At 33.4% G+C, this 18200-nt stretch carries 14 protein-coding genes; all 14 read left to right on the top strand.

Annotated features, from left to right (window positions below; translation table 11 throughout):
* Positions 1–5 precede the first annotated feature (5 nt).
* The 14 genes from folC to Q0K76_RS09960 all read left to right on the top strand — a co-directional run bounded on the left by folC (position 6) and on the right by Q0K76_RS09960 (position 17763).
* Positions 6–1277: a bifunctional tetrahydrofolate synthase/dihydrofolate synthase gene (folC, locus tag Q0K76_RS09895; RefSeq protein WP_294615137.1), complete on the top strand. Its 1272-nt coding sequence runs from the start codon at positions 6–8 to the stop codon at positions 1275–1277.
* A 12-nt stretch (positions 1278–1289) separates the two neighbouring features.
* On the top strand, positions 1290–1880 hold the full coding sequence (locus Q0K76_RS09900; RefSeq protein ID WP_294615139.1) for an SPOR domain-containing protein: 591 nt from the start codon (positions 1290–1292) through the stop codon (positions 1878–1880).
* A 153-nt stretch (positions 1881–2033) separates the two neighbouring features.
* Complete coding sequence (locus Q0K76_RS09905; RefSeq protein WP_363322464.1) at positions 2034–2519, top strand: CvpA family protein; 486 nt, start codon at positions 2034–2036, stop codon at positions 2517–2519.
* Between the two features lie 18 nt (positions 2520–2537).
* The gene (gene purF / locus Q0K76_RS09910) at positions 2538–4055 is read left to right on the top strand and encodes an amidophosphoribosyltransferase (RefSeq protein WP_294615144.1); all 1518 of its coding nucleotides are present in this window, start codon (positions 2538–2540) and stop codon (positions 4053–4055) included.
* Positions 4056–4504: 449 nt separating this feature from the next.
* A complete protein-coding gene (locus Q0K76_RS09915) occupies positions 4505–7189 on the top strand; it encodes an inverse autotransporter beta domain-containing protein (protein ID WP_294615147.1) in 2685 nt (894 codons plus the stop codon).
* Between the two features lie 127 nt (positions 7190–7316).
* Positions 7317–8375 (top strand): hypothetical protein, encoded by a 1059-nt coding sequence (locus Q0K76_RS09920; protein ID WP_294615149.1) that lies wholly within the window; start codon positions 7317–7319, stop codon positions 8373–8375.
* A gap of 926 nt (positions 8376–9301) precedes the next feature.
* The gene (locus tag Q0K76_RS09925; RefSeq protein ID WP_294615153.1) at positions 9302–9634 is read left to right on the top strand and encodes an SMR family transporter; all 333 of its coding nucleotides are present in this window, start codon (positions 9302–9304) and stop codon (positions 9632–9634) included.
* Positions 9635–10068: 434 nt separating this feature from the next.
* On the top strand, positions 10069–10539 hold the full coding sequence (locus Q0K76_RS09930; RefSeq protein ID WP_294615155.1) for a YhcH/YjgK/YiaL family protein: 471 nt from the start codon (positions 10069–10071) through the stop codon (positions 10537–10539).
* Positions 10540–10565: 26 nt separating this feature from the next.
* Positions 10566–11501, top strand: coding sequence for a sugar kinase (locus Q0K76_RS09935; protein WP_294615158.1), 936 nt, complete (start codon positions 10566–10568; stop codon positions 11499–11501).
* A gap of 328 nt (positions 11502–11829) precedes the next feature.
* Positions 11830–14664 (top strand): excinuclease ABC subunit UvrA, encoded by a 2835-nt coding sequence (gene uvrA / locus Q0K76_RS09940; RefSeq protein WP_363322465.1) that lies wholly within the window; start codon positions 11830–11832, stop codon positions 14662–14664.
* A 170-nt stretch (positions 14665–14834) separates the two neighbouring features.
* Positions 14835–15431 carry a glycerol-3-phosphate 1-O-acyltransferase PlsY gene (gene plsY, locus Q0K76_RS09945; RefSeq protein ID WP_294615164.1) on the top strand — a complete coding sequence of 199 codons (597 nt, stop codon included), beginning with the start codon at positions 14835–14837 and terminating at the stop codon, positions 15429–15431.
* A 150-nt stretch (positions 15432–15581) separates the two neighbouring features.
* A complete protein-coding gene (gene recR, locus Q0K76_RS09950; RefSeq protein WP_294615167.1) occupies positions 15582–16187 on the top strand; it encodes a recombination mediator RecR in 606 nt (201 codons plus the stop codon).
* A gap of 94 nt (positions 16188–16281) precedes the next feature.
* Positions 16282–17100 (top strand): pyridoxal phosphatase, encoded by an 819-nt coding sequence (locus Q0K76_RS09955; protein ID WP_294615170.1) that lies wholly within the window; start codon positions 16282–16284, stop codon positions 17098–17100.
* Positions 17101–17535: 435 nt separating this feature from the next.
* A complete protein-coding gene (locus tag Q0K76_RS09960; RefSeq protein ID WP_294615173.1) occupies positions 17536–17763 on the top strand; it encodes a hypothetical protein in 228 nt (75 codons plus the stop codon).
* The last annotated feature ends 437 nt before the right edge of the window (positions 17764–18200 follow it).

The following is an 18200-nucleotide window of genomic DNA, read 5'->3' on the forward strand; positions in this document are numbered from 1 at the left end:
TGATAATGTCAAACAACAAACCGAATGCCATGTCTGACTTAAATACATGGCTTTGTTATTTAGAGCAATTACATCCTACAACAATTGATCTTGGATTAGAGCGCGTTAAAACTGTTGCAAAGCGACTTGATGTGTTACAACCTGCGCCTTACGTGTTTACTGTAGCTGGAACAAATGGTAAAGGCACAACTTGTCGAACTCTGGAAATGATTTTACTTGCTGCTAATTATCGAGTAGGTGTTTATAGTTCGCCTCATTTATTAAGGTTTACTGAACGAGTGCGGATTAATAATCAAGAATCAAATGAGTTAGAAACAGTTAAAGCATTTGTTGAAATTGAGAGATTGCGTGGTGATATTTCACTTACCTATTTTGAATATGCAACTTTAGCTGCTCTCTATCAATTTAAACAGGCTAAATTAGATGTTATAGTTCTGGAAGTCGGACTTGGTGGAAGGTTAGATGCTACCAATATTGTTGATGCTGATGTAGCAATTATAACAACTATTGGCATAGATCATGTCGAATATTTAGGTAATACTCGTGAAAGTATTGGACGTGAAAAAGCCGGAATTTTTAAAGCAAAAAGTGTCGCTATCATTGGTGAGCCAGAAATACCAACAACCATTTTAGAAGTTGCTAAGACTATTAGTTGTCCATTTTATGCAGTAAACCATGATTGGTTTTATCGAAAAACAGATAAAATGCAATGGCAATTTCAGTCAGCTACACAACTTTATCAATCTTTACCGATCCCAAATGTACCCCTTCCCAACGCAGCAACAGCAATTGCAGCTTTAAGTTATTCATCTATAAATGTTAATCAAGATGCAATTAAAAAAGGATTAGAACAAACAAGTTTAACCGGGCGATTTCAAAAAATACATACATCACCACTTGTTATTATTGACGTAGCACATAATCCCCATGCTGCAAATTATTTATTTAAACAATTAGAGGAAGTGAAAGCTGAACAACCATCTATTGGTAAAATTCGGTTTGTTATTGGTATGCTTAAGGATAAGGACATAAAAACTACTTTATCAAAATTAAAAGGTGATGTGTGGTATTGTGCTTCACTTTATGGAGCAAGAGGATGTAGTGCGCAAGTATTAAAACAATATTTAATCGATAATGGTATGACTGATATTACCACTTTTGATAAGGTTTCCGATGCTTATCAAAAAGCAATGCAAGAGGCTAATGAAGATGATATTATTGTCGTATGTGGTTCTTTTCATACCGTATCGGATGTATTAGCAAAATCCAAAGATTAAGTGAAGCCAATCATGGTAAAGAATCAAAAAAACGATAATCAAAATAAAGTTAGAAACCGACTAGTTGGTCTTGTGTCATTTTTACTTATCTTAGCTATACTAGCGCCGTGTATATTAACGGATAAGTCAAAATTACGAACTTCAACCACGCCTATTTTACAACCTGATGTAGTAAATCAACAAAATCAAATAATTGAACCATCAGGTGATACTATTGACAGTTTTACTAATACTACCAATAATAATGTTCCTGATATACCTTATATTCCCGATATAGATCAAAATACAGACTCTTTTATATCGTCAGATATATCAGATCATGTTGATATGTCATCGCCAACAACTCAACTTATTCCACCAGAGCAGGAATCTAAACCTTATATGATTCAACTAATTGCACTAAAAAATAGACAAAAGATAGAAGAGTTAGTCGCGTTATTAAGATTAAATAATTATAACGTTAGAGTCATACCGAAAAATCCAGAGCCAGATCAATTAATAAAATTACAGGTCGGACCTTATGCTAAAAAAGAGCAAGTTGAACAAGTGATTATTAGTTTGAATAATTTAACAAAATTAAAAGGTATCATCGTTGCTAATTAAAAATCTATAATAGCTAAAAATAGTTATAATAAAAAAATAATGAATAAATAAAAGCTATTATAGTAACATTTTTGCCTCTTTTAGATTAGCAAACGAAGAGTAAAATAAAAAGTAATGTGTAAAAATATTTAACATAGTTGGTGAGTTAATATGATGAATTGGGTTGATTTTACTATTATTGGTGTCATTGTTTTGTCAGCATTAATTAGTATTGTGCGTGGTTTTGTTAGAGAAGCTTTATCGCTTATTAGTTGGGTACTTGCTTTTTTTGTAGCTAGTCGTTTTTACTCCTATATCACGGACTATTTAACTTATTTTGATAGTGATTTGGTACGCAATGCTATTGCAATTGCTATTCTTTTTATTGCTACTTTGATTGTTGGTTCACTAGTATCTTATATCATTACTAAATTAGTTCAAAAAACTGGATTATCAGGTACAGATCGAGTTCTCGGTATCGGCTTTGGTGTATTGCGAGGAATACTGGTTGTTGCTGCAATCCTATTTTTCATTGATACGTTCACTCCATTAGCGCGTTCTTCATATTGGACTCAGTCAGAATTAATTCCTCATTTTCATTTTATCATCAGATGGTTTTTTGATTATATACAAAACTCGTCTTCATTTTTAGTTCGATAACTTTGGAGTAAATATCGTATGTGTGGTGTTGTTGGTATAGTAGGATGTAGTGCGGTTAATCAATCGATTTATGATGCACTAACTGTTTTGCAACATCGAGGGCAAGATGCAGCGGGAATTGTTACCATAGATGAACAGAATCGATTTCGACTACGTAAAGCGAATGGTTTAGTAAAAGATGTGTTTCAAGATCATCATATGCAGCGTTTACAAGGAAATTTAGGGATAGGACATGTTCGTTATCCTACAGCTGGAAGTTCAAGTCCATCAGAAGCACAACCTTTTTATGTTAACTCTCCTTATGGAATCGCACTTGCTCACAATGGAAATCTAACTAATACTGATGAACTACGCAATATAGTTTTTGAACGTGCAAGGCGTCATATTAACACCAATTCTGATTCAGAAGTATTACTTAATATTTTTGCTAGCGAACTTGATAAGTTTCCGACTTATCCACTCACCGCAGAGAATATTTTTACAGCAATACGTCAGGTCCATAACATTATAAAAGGGGCATATGCTTGCGTCACAATGATTATTGGACATGGACTTGTGGCTTTTCGTGACCCATATGGAATTCGCCCTTTAGTGATAGGCAAAAGAGTGCTTGATAATCAAAAAATCGAGTACATGGTGGCATCTGAAAGTGTCGCATTGGATATTCTTGATTTTGAATTTATGCGTGATGTACTCCCGGGCGAGGCAATTTATATAACGCAAAATGGAGAACTATATTCCCAACAATGTACTGATAATCAAAAATATTATCCTTGTATTTTTGAGTATGTTTATTTTGCCAGACCAGACTCATTTATGAATGGCGTATCTGTTTATCAGTCACGCATTTTAATGGGGCAAAAATTGGGGAGAAAAATAGCTAGAGAGTGGCAGAATGTAGATATTGATGTTGTTATTCCTATTCCAGAAACCTCCTGTGATTCAGCACTTGAAATTGCACGTATTTTAAATAAACCTTATAGGCAAGGTTTTGTGAAAAATCGCTATGTAGGTAGAACCTTTATTATGCCTGGTCAAATGACACGAAAACAATCCGTTCGCCGAAAACTTAATGCAAATCGGATTGAGTTCGAAGGTAAAAATGTACTACTTGTTGATGATTCGATTGTACGAGGAACCACATCACAAAAAATTTTAGAAATGGTTCGTTCGGTAGGTGCAAAAAAAGTTTATTTAGCCTCAGCTGCACCAGAAATTAGGTATCCTAATGTATATGGTATTGATATGCCGGTTGCAAATGAGTTAATAGCTTATAATCGTACTGTTGAAGAAATTGCAAAAGCTATTGGAGCTGATAGGGTGATTTTTCAGGATTTAACCGATTTAATTGATTCGATAACAGAACAAAACCCAAATATAAAAAATTTTGAATGTTCAGTTTTTAATGGCAAATATGTTACTGAAGGTATTAATGACAATTATTTGTCATTATTAGAACGACAACAAAATGATCGCGAAAAAAGATCTTATACGAAAGAATCTGAAAATCTAGAAATTTATAATGAAGATCAATAAATGATTATTAAATTAAAATAAAAAATAAAATTAAGTCATAATATCCTTATAAATTATAGCGTTATAACAAATAACAAAAAAGTTATTTTAATCGCTAAAAATAACAAATAAGTCACTAATAAAATATTTTTTTATTTTTTTGTCTAATTGATAATGATCACCGATAGCCTATATTTATGCAACTCATTGAAATAAAAAAATATATTTTAAATCAAAAAAGATCAAAAAAAAATTCCATAAATTACTTTCTTGTAATAAAATCTATCATGTACTAAACTATTAGTGTGAAAAAATTAAAGAACCTAAGCAAAATTCCGAAAATATAAAGATAACAATGAATGAAATATCATAACTAACAACTATTTGCTTTTAACTAAAGCATAATTATTGATATTTATTGTTGTAAATTAAATATAAGGAAATATAAGGAAATATAAGGAACAATTAAGATGCGAATAAGTCTTAATTTAATCATTATCTCTATGCTTATGATTATTACATTAAGTTATCAATGTGCTTATGCCTCTGATATAACTTCATCAGTGGCAGCTATTGATATTGATAGTAATAAAATAATTGAATTAAAGGATGGTACCAAAGTTCGCGAGATTATTAATAATCAACAACGAAGCCTTTATCAAATCGCACTTTTAAGCCATATTTCTGTTGATGAACTGCGCAACATGAATGCAGGGCGTTATGATAAAAAAGATAAGGTTGAGATTGGTGAACGTCTTGTGCTTCCTTTAAATTCTCCACTTTTACCAGCAATGAAAAATGCAGATTCCAATGTATCGGACAAATATGCTAATTTACCTAAGTTGGGTTCAGACGATAGCTATGATATCAAACAGGAAAAAGATCCGTTAGCGACCCAGATCGCTACAGCACTACAGACAATAACATCAGTAAACTGGAAAGAAATAACATCTTCAAAAAATGGTGGCATAGCTGGACATTTAAAAAATAAAGGGAAAGATTATGCCGAAAATTACGTTCGTAATGGTGTTAAGACGCAGCTTGTTGATCCTTTGCGTAATGCTACTCAAGACTTTTTAGGACTTTTTGGAACAGCCCAATTACAGTTTGATATAAGTGATAAAGGTGAATTCAATAATCTAAATTTCAAACTATTTAGTCCTTGGTATGATTCCGATAATACCTTGATATTTAGCCAATTGTCATTTCAAGAATATGAACACAATCGTAAGATTGGTAACTTTGGTCTTGGTCAACGATGGGATGTAGCCGATAAAAAATGGTTACTTGGTTATAATGTATTCCTGGATCACGATTTCCAACGTGCACACAATCGTTTAGGTGTTGGTGCAGAAGCTTGGACTGACTATATGAAATTAGCAGTTAACTATTATCATCCACTATCAAAGTGGAAAGATTCACGAGATTTTGATGATTATTTAGAACGTCCAGCAAAAGGATATGATATTCGTTTTCAAGGTTATTTGCCACAATACCCACAATTAGGTGGTTCATTAAAGTATGAGCAATATTTTGGTGACAAAGTGGCTTTATTTGGTAAAGATAATCTACAGAAAAATCCTAAAGCTGCTACCGTTGGTGTTGATTATACGCCTGTTCCTCTTTTCACCATTAAAGCAGAACATAAAATAGGGCAAAGCAATAAAAAAATGACAAATGCTTCGTTGACTATGAACTACCGTATTGGGACACCGTTAAAAGATCAGTTAGATCCTGATATGGTTCAAGCCGCGCGTACTTTAAAAGGTAGTCGTTATGATTTAGTGGATCGTAATAATTATATTGTTCTTGAATATAAAGAGAAAAAACTTAGTGTTGATTTAGGTCTTGAACGTCTTCAATTAATTGAAGGCAATGCTTATGGCGTAAATGTTGCTGTCCACAATGCTAAAGGGCTAAGTAAAGTAGAATGGATTGGAGACATGTTAGAAATTGATGCTGGTGGTGGGTTCTTCTGTCACGCGACCAGTATTTGTACTTCATCTAATTGGTCTGTTCCACAAGCGGATGCAAATAATTGGATGATTGTTGCACCTAATTATGTTGATCAAAATGGGGAACGTCTGCCATTAAATACCAATGGTAAATATACTCTATCTGTCAAAGTGGTTGACACTAAAGGACGGTCAGCGATTTCTAATTCCGTTACTTTTGAGGTTTTACCTGATTTGGCTTTACGTAAACTCTCAGCATACGCTATCGATAACGGTGGAACAAAAACAACTAGTCCAACTCAAACGGCAGATGGTTCGCATGGTTTGACATTATTGGCAAGTCTTGTTCAACTTAAAACAGCGAATGGTTCTATCGATTCTGATAACGATATCAATGGATTTAGTGATGAAGCACTGATGAATAGTTTACCGGCAACGTTTAAAACTGTACAACAAAACTGGAAAGTGACAAGTAACGGTACAAAAATTGCGCTAGTTGATGGTACATCCGGAGCAGTAACATCCTGCCCTTCAGCAGATCCTTGTGTTATTATTAAAGCTATTGAAAAAGTGAAAAATGGTCAACAAGTACCATCTAATTTTGCAACGGCGGCAGGCACAGTAGTTGTAGGTGATACTTATACATTAGATGTGGCTTCAAATGTTGAAGGTGTTGTTGATTTTGCTATGTCGGTAGATCAATTGGGTGAATCAAATAAAGTAAAAGTTGCTTTTACTGGAGGGCAAGCAAGTGTGATCAAAATTTACAAAGGCGATGTTTTAGTTGCTAGTGAACAAGGGAACGCACTTGTATTTGATGCTAATGGTCCAAAAGAATGGAAAATTGATAATGATTATCATGTCAAAGCTTTTGCTTCCGACGGTATTACAGAAATTAATAACCCATTTATTATCTGGTCACTTGTTGGTTCAAATGAAACTGCATGCCCACCATCTCATGCAACTCAATTGCCAGATGCTAATGCAAATCCTTCTGGTCCTTGGTTTAATGTTGCCATGGGGGTAAATGCTCACTATAAAATAAGAAATAACACTAATAGTTATGCAACTTCGCGTACAAGTATTTCGCCTATAGGCGGAGCTCCAACTTCTTTGTTTGATTTAAATCCAATAAATTTACCGCAGTCAGCGTGTGCAGGTGATCAAGGATTTAAATTGCAAGTAGTTGTTAACAATTAAGTCATAAATTAATTAATCAATTATGATTATTAGTTTCTGGTAATTAAAAATGGATAAACCCCAATACGGTAATTATACAAAATATAAGGGGAGATAATTCAATAAATGAAAAGTGGGAAGATTAAAAATGAAATATTTGACAATTAAAAAAATCGCGTTTGGTTTATTTTTAGCGGTTTATGCTACAAATAGCGTGTTTGCTGCACAAACCGCTACAGCTAGTAAAGCCATTCAAGGTAATGCACCAGTTCTTAGATGGGAAGCCGGTAAAACAGATCATACTGTTAATGTGGTAATTGGTAGTGATGCAGCAGGGACGTCTATTAATGAAGCTAGAAACCTAAAAGTTGGTGACTATATTGTTATCAAATATGATCTATATGATGTAGATGGTGATCTCGACAATGGTACCGTAGCACCGACCTTAAAAGTTTTCGTAAAAAAACCAGGCGAGACTGCTTGGTCCGCACAGAGAGTTACAGCAGAAACCGCTGATGGAAGGATATCATTTAAAATAACAGACGATTTTGCTGGAGTAACAAAAATCGGTTTTCAACTTTTAGAAACAACACAATATGGAGATCCTGCTGTTAATCAATGGCTAGCTGTTACTGATATTTGGGAATCAACTGCTCCAAAACAAGTTGCATATGATAAAAATGATGAGACTAACCATGGTGCGCTAACAGACCTTGGTGACGATCTTCATGGTCCTGGTCATCAAGATTTTGGTAGTATTACAAAGGGGCCTGTTGAATCAAGTAATGTGAAAATTGGTATTTTTAAATATGATACACGTAGTAACGCCCTAGCTGACCCTTTAGTCGATTATTCTCGTAGTAGTACTGCAATACCAAAATATGGAGATGTATTTAAAGCCATAGTGTGGCTTGAAGATAATCGTGGTACTACTGATAAATATGATCTAAATATAGATACTGATTTATCTTCTAACTACAAATATGAATGGAAGCTTACCGGTACTTATCAGACTGTTGCTGCCGTAGATGTTGCATTGACATCAGCACAAGGAGTAAGCACTAGTCAGGGTGCACCCACAGATTCAAACGATCTAATTAGGTTAGGCGTTGAACAACCTAGCTCTTCTTCTAAACACAATAATATGTATCCAAGTGACTATAAAGCTGGTGCACAAGGCTACAAACTAAAGGTTTCAACAAAATAACAATAAAAAGTTGTTTTATGTATAACAAACAAAACCACTCTTTGGAGTGGTTTTGTTTATAGAGTCAATTTATGCTTTTATGTTTCAGATATAATTATTAGTAACTTTTCTAAGTTTATCTGCAACAAAAAGATATTAGTCTCCTACTATATCAAATTATTAAATAGTTGTTCAGGATTTTAACTACTATAATCTGTTGGCAATCTTTCCATTATTTCTTATTCTTTATTCAATATTTGCACAAGTAACAATTATCAAATGATAAGCAAAAATCAGCTATTAAACTGAGAGACATTCAAATCCAATTAGATCAAGTTAAACAGTTATAACGTCATGTAATAATCCGCTTGTTTGTTCTAAGTACTATTATATTGCCATGAAATATAAATCATGGTGGGTTGACAATATGACAGGAATCTTTTGTTACGCCTAATCTAGCACAACGAATATAATTGGTAACGGATATGGAAAATGGATCAAATTAACTATAGGTAATTAAATATAAGCCAAACCTTTTATATCTAGAAAATGAATAATACTTAAATTTGTAGCAATTTTCTTTTTAAGAATCGCATTTTGATTCAATTAGAACTAGCAAAAATATAGAATTATTCATTATAAAATAAGCCCGTTTATGTATTTTAGTGCTATAATGCTATTAATTCTTATTGTAGATAAAGTATGTTGGTATGCAATTGGGATTGAAGCCTACTAAAACAGCACAAAAATAGAAGACCTGCTGTTTAACTGATTAATTTTTTAACTTATTAAATTTGATTATTTTATTCTTAATCAATATACAACAGTATTAATCTTGATATAGCCTACCATCTAATATCTTTATTTCGATTTGTCGCATTGAGTTATTCATTTTTCATTTTGGTTGTATAAAAGTTAAAATCTTTTCAATATTTAAAGGTATCAAAATGCATTCATATTTATTGCTTTTTTTAGCTATTATTTGTGAAGTTATTGCAACTTCTTCATTAAAATTATCCAATGGTTTTACCAATCTTATCTTTTCAATTGTTACCATTATTGGTTATAGTGCATCATTTTATATCCTTTCATTAGCATTAAAGACTATCCCTGTTGGCATTGCTTATGCAATTTGGTCAGGAATTGGCATTGTTTTAATTAGTATAATTGCTTGGCTTTTTTTAAAGCAAACGTTAGATTTAGCTGCTTTAATTGGGATGGGGTTTATTATGTTTGGGGTGATTATTATTAATATATTTTCAAAAGTATCTGGGCACTAACCATCAAATTTAAACAGATTATATATATACTGTTAAAAATGTGATTGAATATGAGTTTGTAACTTTCGTGATTATGATTTACTTTTGAAGTAAGCTGTTTAAATACTCAAAACTAATTGTTTTTATATATATATTAATAATAGATTTTGTTAATCTCTGGTTTTTAGCATTCAATTCTAGATTTTCATCATCATCAAATTTAAATTAACTACAATCAATAATAATCATTGTTCTCTCTTACTGACTAAAATCAAATGGTCACAGTTTATATTTGGATTATTTTATTTACTCACTTATTAATAATTGATCTATAAAAAAATATTGCTTAAGTATATACTCTTTCTAATCTAATAGGTTTCCATACTTGTTAGTTAAGTAAGGAACATTACAATTTTAATGCATAGTTTTAACTAATATTTCAAGGATTAAGTAGTATGATTATAGGCAATATTAATCATTTAGAATTAGTACCATATTTACCAGCTAAAATTAAACAAGCAATTGAGTATATAAAAGATAACATTAATAATAATACTCCAGTAGGACGTTATGATATTGAAGGCGACAAAATCTATTTAATGGTATCTGATAGTACTACTCGTTACATTTACGAAGCAAATCCGGAGTACCATAATAAATATATTGATGTGCAAATTGTCTTAGCGGGTAAAGAGGGTATGGCAATTAGTACCTTACCTCCGCATACAAACATATCAGATAACCAATTAACGGACAATGATATTGCTTTTGTTGAAACGCCTAACGAAGAGACCATGCTAGTATTACAATCAAACGATTTTATTGTAATTTTTCCCCATGAAGTGCATAAGCCTCTTTGTGCTATTGATAATAAAATTGCAACTGTACGTAAAGTTGTGGTAAAAATTGCATTGGATTATTTGTAATTAAAGCAAGGATAAAAGGTAATAACATGACGACCCAAATCGCTGTAATTGGCGAATGTATGATTGAACTATCCATCAAACCTGATTCAACAACCCGCAGTTTTGGTGGTGATACACTTAATACTTCAGTTTATTTATCACGTTTATTGAAGGATAAAGATTTTTCGATTCATTATGTGACAGGACTAGGAACCGATCCGTTTAGTCAAGAAATGCTCGATAGTTGGCAACAAGAAAACATCAAAACGGATTTGGTACAAAAAATGCCAGACAAAATGCCAGGACTTTATTCAATTGTCACTGATGAACAAGGTGAACGTTCCTTTTATTATTGGCGTAATGATGCAGCAGCAAAATTTTGGTTAAAAACAGCCCAAACAGCTAATATTTCCAAGCAAATTGCTCAGTGTGATTATGTTTATTTAAGTGGTATTAGTATTGCGATTCTTGATGCGGACAGTATTCTTAAATTGCTTGATGTACTCAAAAAAGTTAAGGCAAATGGTGGAAAGGTTATTTTTGACAATAACTTTCGTCCGCGTTTATGGGCTAGTTTAGATTTAGCCCGCAGTGTTTATGCAGATATTCTTTCCTATACAGATATTGCTTTTTTAACGTTAGATGATGAGGACTTGTTATGGGGTAAATTACCTTATGAACAGGTTATTGAACGGACTAAAAATTATGGTGTAAGCGAAATTGTTATTAAACGTGGTAGTGATAGCTGTATAATTGAAGCAACAGAAGGGCGTTTTGATGTTCCTGCTAATAAAATAGCTAAAGAACAAATAGTGGATACTACTGCAGCAGGTGATTCATTTAGTGCAGGTTATTTAGCTGCAAGGCTCAGTGGCAAAACTCCATCACAATCAGCCGTTCAAGGTCACTTGGTGGCGGGTACTATTATTCAGTATCGTGGGGCCATTATCCCATTAAATGTCACACCAAAATTACTCGATTAAATCAATCTGATAACAACGGTTACTTATTAATGACCGTTGTTAATTTGAATTAATAGCGATAAAAATTATTAAAATCCTTATCAATATATAAACTGCCAAAGATTACCAATATAGATATTTTAATAGTACTATCAGCAATAAAATTTAGCTTAAAGTGACAGTTATTTTCGTAAAGAAGTTTCAGGAAAGCATTATGTTTTAGTATAAATTGCATAAAAAACATATTCTAAGATTTAATAGTATATTTCAATTATTAATACTGGTATAATATACAGTTAATCTATTATTTAAATTGTCTAAAAAACATACTTAAGAAGAGATCATGTCAATTAAAGATATCGATATTCGTGGTGCGAGAACGCACAATCTAAAAAATATAAATGTGATTATTCCTCGGGATAAATTAGTAGTGATTACTGGACTTTCCGGATCAGGGAAGTCTTCACTAGCATTTGATACACTCTATGCAGAAGGTCAACGGCGCTATGTAGAGTCATTATCAGCTTATGCTCGCCAGTTTTTATCGCTAATGGAAAAACCAGATGTTGATCATATTGAAGGATTATCACCAGCGATTTCAATTGAACAAAAATCGACATCGCATAATCCTCGTTCAACAGTGGGAACCATAACAGAGATTTATGATTATCTGCGTTTGCTTTTTGCACGGATTGGTGAGCCTCGTTGCCCGAATCACAATTTACCATTAGCGGCGCAAACAGTATCGCAAATGGTCGATAGCATTATGGCATTACCCACTGAAAACCGTTATATGCTGCTTGCGCCAGTTGTTACTGAACGTAAAGGTGAGTTTGTAAAATTATTTGAACAGCTTGCCGCCAGTGGTTATATTCGGGTAAGAGTTGATGGTGATGTCTATGATCTTTCCGATCCGCCTACGCTTGAATTACAAAAAAAACATACTATTGAAGTTGTGGTTGACCGATTTCGTATCCGTGACGACCTCAAATTAAGGCTAGCAGAGTCGATCGAAACCGCACTTGCAATTACCAATGGTATTGTCAAAGTAGCTAATCTAGATGATCCAAATGCCGAAGAGCAGATATTTTCCGCTAATTTTGCTTGTCCAATATGTGGATATAGCATTTCTGAACTTGAACCAAGATTGTTCTCATTCAATAATCCGGCTGGTGCGTGTCCTGAATGTGATGGTTTAGGGGTACAACAATATTTTGATCCTAAGCGGATAGTATTAATGCCAGAAGTATCATTGGCTGCGGGTGCAATAAAAGGTTGGGATCGCCGTAATTTTTATTATTTTCAAATGATAAAGTCATTAGCTGATCATTATAAGTTTGATATTGATCAACCTTATGCCAAATTACCTGAAAAGATCAAAGATATTTTATTAAATGGCTCAGGAACGAATGAAATTCAGTTTGTTTACACCAATGATCGTGGTGATGTTGTCAAACGCCAACATCCATTTGAGGGAATTATCAATAATCTAGCTCGTCGTTATAAAGAAACAGAATCCCAAACAGTGCGTGAGGAACTTGCTAAGTATATCAGTAATCGGCCTTGCCCAACTTGTGGTGGTTCGCGGTTGTGTACTAATGCACGACATGTGTTTATTAATGATACCAATCTACCCACTATCAGTGATCTAAGTACTCAACAAGCAAAAGATTTTTTTGATAAATTACATTTAACCGGCCAACGCGCACAAATTGCCGAAAAAATCTTAAAAGAAATTAATGACCGGTTACAATTCTTGATCAATGTTGGACTTAACTATTTAACCTTATCTCGCTCTGCTGAAACACTTTCTGGTGGTGAAGCGCAACGAATTAGATTAGCTAGTCAAATCGGTGCCGGACTGGTTGGCGTGATGTATGTGTTAGATGAACCTTCAATTGGGTTACATCAGCGCGATAATACTCGCTTAATCAATACATTAACCCATTTACGTGATCTAGGTAATACCGTGATTGTGGTTGAGCACGATGAGGAAGCGATCATGGCCGCTGATTATGTCATCGATATTGGACCAGGAGCAGGTGTACATGGTGGTGAAGTGGTTGCACAAGGCACACCTAAGCAGATTATGGATTGTAAAACATCATTAACGGGGCAATATTTATCAGGTGAACAATGTATTGATATTCCAAAAACTCGTACTCCGATTGATAAAAAGCGCATGTTATCGTTAATTGGTGCAACAGGAAATAACCTCAAAAATGTTACTTTAAATATTCCTGTCGGTTTGTTTACTTGTATTACAGGGGTATCAGGATCAGGCAAATCGACACTTATCAATGATACTCTTTATCCTTTAGCTCAAAATGAGTTAAATGGTGCCGAAAAAAGCGAAATTGCACCATATAAAGCAATTAAAGGACTTAATTTCTTTGATAAAGTGATTGCTATTGACCAAAGTCCAATAGGGCGAACACCACGTTCTAACCCTGCCACTTATACAGGATTTTTCACTTCTATTCGTGAGCTGTATGCAGGTGTGCCAGAGTCTAGGGCTAGAGGATATAATCCAGGTCGTTTTAGTTTTAATGTGAAAGGTGGTCGCTGTGAAGCTTGCCAAGGCGATGGTTTAATCAAGGTAGAAATGCACTTTTTGCCAGATATCTATGTGCCTTGTGATCAGTGTCATGGTGCTCGATACAATCGTGAAACACTCGAAATCAAATATAAAGGTAAATCAATTAACGAAATTCTTAATATGACCGTCGAAGAAGGACGAGAGTTTTTTGATGCAGTACCTATGATTTCGCGAAAATTACAAACGTTAATTGATGTCGGGCTTTCTTATATTACTATTGGACAATCTGCAACCACCTTATCCGGAGGCGAAGCACAACGTGTTAAACTGGCCAAAGAGCTATCTAAACGTGATACCGGTAGTACATTATATATTTTAGATGAACCAACGACAGGCTTGCATTTTGCAGATGTTAAACAATTACTTGCGCAATTACACTCACTCAGGGATAAAGGTAATACCATAGTAGTAATTGAACACAACTTAGATGTTGTAAAAACAGCTGATTGGATTATTGACTTAGGGCCAGAAGGGGGCGATGGTGGTGGTGAAATTATTGCTGAAGGTACTCCAGAAGAAGTGATTAAGTCCAAAAAATCATATACAGGTCAATATTTAAAACCAATATTGGAAAAACATAAATAAAAATAACGATGATTATTTAAATAATTAAAAGATGAGTGAGCAATAATTTTGTTTGCTTTGGTAATGATATGATTAATGACTAAAGTTGATTGTTTATGTTAAACTGCATAGGCTAATATCAATCATGATTATTAACCGAAAGTAAATTAATTTTATGAAGAGAGGTTATTTTGACATTATACATTGTGATGATGATCATCATCGCCTACCTTTGTGGTTCTCTTTCAGGTGCAATGATTATTAGTCGTATCATGCATTTACCTAATCCTTCTGAATGTGGCTCACATAATCCTGGTGCAACAAATGTTTTTCGTATTAATGGCAAGTTACCTGCATTAATTGTATTAATATTTGATATGCTCAAAGGCGCTATACCTGTTTATATTGCTTACCGTTTGGGTATTACTTCTTTCTTTTTAGGTATTATTGGTATTGCTGCTTGCTTGGGCCATATCTTTCCTTGCTTTTTTCATTTTCGAGGCGGTAAAGGTGTAGCAACCGCATTAGGCATGATGATGCCAATTGGGGTGGATTTTTCTGGTTGTTTTATTCTGACATGGTTACTTGCTTTGTTAATCACGGGGTATTCATCAGTCGCTGCAATAGTCAGCTTTCTTTGTGCACCATTTTATGTTTGGTTATTTAAACCAGAGCTTACTTTACCAGTAACTATGCTTTCATGCTTAATTATTATTCGTCATAGTAGTAATATTATGCGGCTATTAAAAGGTGAAGAACCTAAAAGTTTAAATCGAAAGAAAGCATAACCTATACTAAAACGTATGCCTTTCCTGAAACTTCTTTACAAAATTAGACGCGATTAAATTGATACAATAGTGCAAATTGTATTTTATAGATTAATAAAACGCGTTATTATTAATAACATAATTTATTGTGAGTAATAACTAAATAAATCCATGCAAATTAGTCCTTTATTAGAATCACTTATCCAAGCGCTTCGCTGTTTACCGGGAGTAGGGCCAAAATCAGCGCAACGAATGGCCTTCCACTTATTACAACGTAATCGTTCAGGTGGTAATAACTTAGCTCAAGTATTACATGAGGCAATGAGCAATATTGGTCATTGCACCCAATGTCGAACTTTTACTGAACAAGAAATTTGTACCATTTGTGCCAATATTCGTCGCCAAAATAGTGGACAATTGTGTGTTGTTGAAACGCCTGCTGACATAGTTGCCATTGAGCAAACTGGCCAGTATAGTGGTCGCTATTTTGTGCTACTAGGACATCTTTCACCCTTAGATGGTATTGGACCAAATGATATCGGTCTTAATATCCTTAAACATAAATTAGAATCAGAATCCATTGATGAAGTTATTTTAGCAACAAACCCCACTGTGGAAGGTGATGCTACTGCCAATTATATTGCGCAAATGTGTGCTGATTTTAATGTTATTGCAACTCGCATCGCGCATGGGGTTCCGGTTGGTGGTGAGCTTGAAATGGTCGATGGTACCACACTTTCACATTCATTTGTTGGTCGCCAAAAAATTGAATTTTAAGTCTGATTTAATTAAATTACTGGGTATATTTTAAAACTTGGTTAATTTTAAAAATGAGTTTTAAATAACTTAAAAGAATACAAAGAGGAATTATATGAAATATAAAGCTGTTGCTTTTGATATGGATGGAACATTATTAACCAATGAACGCTTAATATTGCCAGAAACCGTCAAAATGATTGAGAAAGTTACAACGAAAGGTATTAAAGTTATTTTAGTTTCTGGTCGTCATCATACGATAATGCATCCTTATTATTATCAGCTTAAATTATCAACACCGGTAATTTGTTGTAATGGTTCTTATTTATATGATTTTGGTAAACAGCAATTTTTTGCAGCTAAACCGATGTCAAAAATGCAAGCTAAGAAGTTATTAAAATTGGTTAATACCTATGGTATTCATACGCTAGTTTATACTGATAAAGTTATGACCTATGAGGTACTTGATGATCATCTTGAAAGCTTTTCTGAGTGGGTCACTTCACTACCAAAATTTTTGCAACCAGAAATCAAAAAAGTAGACAGTTTTGAAAAAGTAATTGATGAAGCTAATGTTATATTCAAATTTGCGACGAGTAGCCATAATCTAACAGCGTTAAAGCAATTTTCTCAGGCCGCTGCTGCTGAAAATGAATTTTCATGTGAATGGTCTTGGTCAAATCGTGTTGATGTTGCCATAAAAGGCAATACCAAAGGTAATGGTTTAGCACATTGGGCAAAACATGAACAAATTGAATTAAGAGAAATCGTTGCTTTTGGTGATAGCTATAACGATATTAGTATGTTATCACTTGCAGGACTTGGTATTGCAATGGGGAATGCAGATGATGAAGTGAAAGCACACGCTGATTATGTTATTGGAGATAATAATAGTCAAAGCATTGCTACCGAGTTAGAAAAACTGTTTTTGTGATTTACTTAAAATTGAGATAATTTGTATTAGAAATTGTTTATCAAAATAGTGATTTAATTGTGATTAATAAACCATCTGAATAGCGGGTTTACCGTCGTTGGTTAAATAAAAATGAACGTGAAGTTGTGATGCAAACTTTATGTGATCAAATTAGTCAACGTGTGTTTTCTATCCACCTTTTAGTTTGCCTTGCTTAGGGTTTTATTGTTCGCGTTATCAAGTAATATAAAACTGTTTGTTGGTAAATAATTTGTGACAAAGTAAATAATCAAAAATCAACCATGTAATTGTGTGTGGTTATGTTAATGCTGAGGTTATGATTAACTATCCACTTACATGATTTATTGTGATAAGGGTTAGACTTTCATATGTATGATGATAAAAGACAATGTTAATTAGTTGCACAAGGGATTACCACTTGGGAAGGAATGTACAGTGAAACCAAAAGGCTCGGTTACATGCCTAATCGCGATGAAGATTTTTGGTTATATACAGTATATAAATGATATTGAAACAGAATTTTTAGCTGACCCAGATACAGAAGATTTTGCAATGAATACCAAAATTGTAAAACGTTTATATTTGATGCATTTTTTAAATGTATTTTTTTACAAGAAAAGTACAATGTGGAAAAATAAGATTTTAAAAAAAGTGGGAAACTAATTATCCCAGATATTAATCTGTATAAACTCAAACTCAAACTCAAACTCAAACTTAATAAAAATATAACTCTCAAAAATTAACGGTATTTCTAATCGGTATAAATAAAAGTTCCGATTGGTCATCACTCATTATTATTTTTTCATACCATATATTTCGCTCAATTCGCTAATATAAGCGCTTTATTGAAGTTAAGTTATTTCTTTGTTTTGGTTAACTATATGATTATTAAAACTATATTTAATATTTTTAATTATATTTTTACGCAATGCTATATATACTAAATGTTATCTGATATTATATAAGAATATCGAATTGTTATTGAATGTTGTAACTGACTAATGGCTAATAAGCATAAATAATAATAAAAAAAGACAAAGCTTGAAAAGGAGATTCATATGGCCAAAGTGATTAATCATCTTGTTAACCAATTAGGTGAA

The organism is uncultured Gilliamella sp., assembly GCA_945271295.1.
In the GTDB taxonomy this organism is placed as follows: Bacteria; Pseudomonadota; Gammaproteobacteria; order Enterobacterales; family Orbaceae; genus Gilliamella.

Bases quoted from the DNA above. Each gene is read 5' to 3' on its own strand.
- folC (WP_294615137.1), top strand. From the start codon at position 6: ATGTCAAACAACAAACCGAATGCCATGTCTGACTTAAATACATGGCTT.
- Q0K76_RS09900 (WP_294615139.1), top strand. From the start codon at position 1,290: ATGGTAAAGAATCAAAAAAACGATAATCAAAATAAAGTTAGAAACCGA.
- Q0K76_RS09905 (WP_363322464.1), top strand. From the start codon at position 2,034: ATGAATTGGGTTGATTTTACTATTATTGGTGTCATTGTTTTGTCAGCA.
- purF (WP_294615144.1), top strand. From the start codon at position 2,538: ATGTGTGGTGTTGTTGGTATAGTAGGATGTAGTGCGGTTAATCAATCG.
- Q0K76_RS09915 (WP_294615147.1), top strand. From the start codon at position 4,505: ATGCGAATAAGTCTTAATTTAATCATTATCTCTATGCTTATGATTATT.
- Q0K76_RS09920 (WP_294615149.1), top strand. From the start codon at position 7,317: ATGAAATATTTGACAATTAAAAAAATCGCGTTTGGTTTATTTTTAGCG.
- Q0K76_RS09925 (WP_294615153.1), top strand. From the start codon at position 9,302: ATGCATTCATATTTATTGCTTTTTTTAGCTATTATTTGTGAAGTTATT.
- Q0K76_RS09930 (WP_294615155.1), top strand. From the start codon at position 10,069: ATGATTATAGGCAATATTAATCATTTAGAATTAGTACCATATTTACCA.
- Q0K76_RS09935 (WP_294615158.1), top strand. From the start codon at position 10,566: ATGACGACCCAAATCGCTGTAATTGGCGAATGTATGATTGAACTATCC.
- recR (WP_294615167.1), top strand. From the start codon at position 15,582: ATGCAAATTAGTCCTTTATTAGAATCACTTATCCAAGCGCTTCGCTGT.
- Q0K76_RS09955 (WP_294615170.1), top strand. From the start codon at position 16,282: ATGAAATATAAAGCTGTTGCTTTTGATATGGATGGAACATTATTAACC.